The following is a 1,646-nucleotide window of genomic DNA, read 5'->3' as shown; positions in this document are numbered from 1 at the left end:
ATGAGAGTTTTCTAATGTATTTGTCATTGGGTCATTAGTAAAAACTAACGTTACAGGCGCCGAAACGGTTTGACCTTTAACTCCAAGGAGCATATACTTATAAAAAAGTAACACAAAGAGATTAAAAGGGGGCGATTGCAATAGGTGAAGTAGAAGGGTTATCTAGCGCATCTAGGGCATACCTCGAGGACACAGCTTTCCTTGAAGGATTTTGTGAAGGCTGTGAGGCGGTGAGAACGTATTGGGGGACATTCAACCCCAATACTGGTTTTGGAGAACCGCCTTACTCTGAATGCCCTGCTGACTTTGACCAGTTCAGCGGGGACTGTATTCGGCATCACAGGATGGTCGAAATTATTGGCTATCTTCGTGATGCCGATAATGTTTGGAGGTGATAGCATGTTGGCCGACCTCTTTGTCTTTGTATTCCTAATTTCGGTAATAGGGCTACTGTCGATGGGCATAGGGCTTGCCTTAGAGGTGGTGAGGAGGTGCAAAAATGAAGAGGGCAAAGACCGATAATGCCTGCATCACAGGATTTATAGGGTACTACTGCAAGGATTGCATATTCTTTGCAGAAGGGGAAAGGGGCGGCGGTGCCTGTCCTTTTAAGGAGGGCATCGTGTGGCCCGGAGACAGGATTTGCGACAATTTTTCGCAATAGGAGGCGATTGTATGGGTATCGATGAATTTAAGGCAAAGTACGAGGTACTTACACATGACGCAGACAAGGAGTTATGGCTTGCGAAGCGCATGGAAGGCATCACAGGCACAGATATCGCAGCCATTGTAGGGCTTAATCCCTACAAAACCGTTTACGACGTATTCCTTTCAAAGCTGGGGCTAGCTGACGAGGACGAAGACACTCCCTACATGAAGCGGGGCCGAAGGATGGAGCCTGTACTGGCAGAGGACTACGAAGAGATGACTGGACTCAAGACCGTTAAGGTAGGGCTTATAAAAAGTCCAGCATACGACTTCGTCCTCGGCACGCCAGACAGGCTGGTGGTAGACGAAGCGGGCAACATCCTCCACGGGCTTGAGATTAAAACCGCTGGGTACCGACAGGCGCAGTACTGGGGCCCTCCAGAAACAGATCAGGTGCCAGACCAGTACCTCATACAATGCCAGTGGTACATGGCGGCAAGCGACATCGAAAAGTGGGATTTAATAGTAACGATCGCAGGGGAACTGCCCATCATCTATCACATCACGAGGAACGATGAGCTTATATCAAAACTCATCGAGAAAGCTGGTGAGTTTTGGCATAAAAACGTACTTGAAAAGGAACCGCCAAGCGTCGATGCGTCGATCTCGGCGGCAAGGATGCTTGCCACTCTATATAGAAGGGGGGACTTAGACTTAGCGGACGGAACCGAAGAGGACGGCATCCTTGTAACTGAGCTTGTACGAAAAAAAGAGCAACTGGCCAATATAGAGGAGGAGGTGAGGCTTTTAGAAAACAAATTAAAAGAGCGCATCGGAGACCACGAGGGAATAAAAGGGGATGGTTGGGTGGTTACATGGAAGAAGACGAAGGACAGAACATCGATAGATTACAACAAACTTATAACGGATCTCGGGATATCTCAGGACGTCATAAAAAAATATGCGGTAACCTCGGAGGGCTACCGCATCTTTAAGGT

Annotated in this window: 3 protein-coding genes; all 3 read left to right on the top strand. The window is 48.1% G+C overall.

Annotated elements, in window-relative coordinates:
• The first annotated feature begins 399 nt into the window (after window positions 1-399).
• A complete protein-coding gene (locus Q7P41_RS08365; protein ID WP_303883429.1) occupies window positions 400-522 on the top strand; it encodes a hypothetical protein in 123 nt (40 codons plus the stop codon).
• A complete protein-coding gene (locus Q7P41_RS08360) occupies window positions 500-664 on the top strand; it encodes a hypothetical protein (RefSeq protein WP_303883428.1) in 165 nt (54 codons plus the stop codon). The genes Q7P41_RS08365 and Q7P41_RS08360 overlap by 23 nt, the downstream gene beginning before the upstream one ends.
• Window positions 625-1,646: YqaJ viral recombinase family protein (locus Q7P41_RS08355; protein ID WP_303883426.1), on the top strand; the 1,022-nt coding region annotated here is incomplete at its 3' end. The genes Q7P41_RS08360 and Q7P41_RS08355, both read left to right, overlap by 40 nt.

The organism is Acetomicrobium mobile (assembly GCF_937920065.1).
The sequence above is the reverse complement of the archived record's forward strand: the minus strand, read 5'-3'. Positions and strand labels throughout refer to the sequence as shown.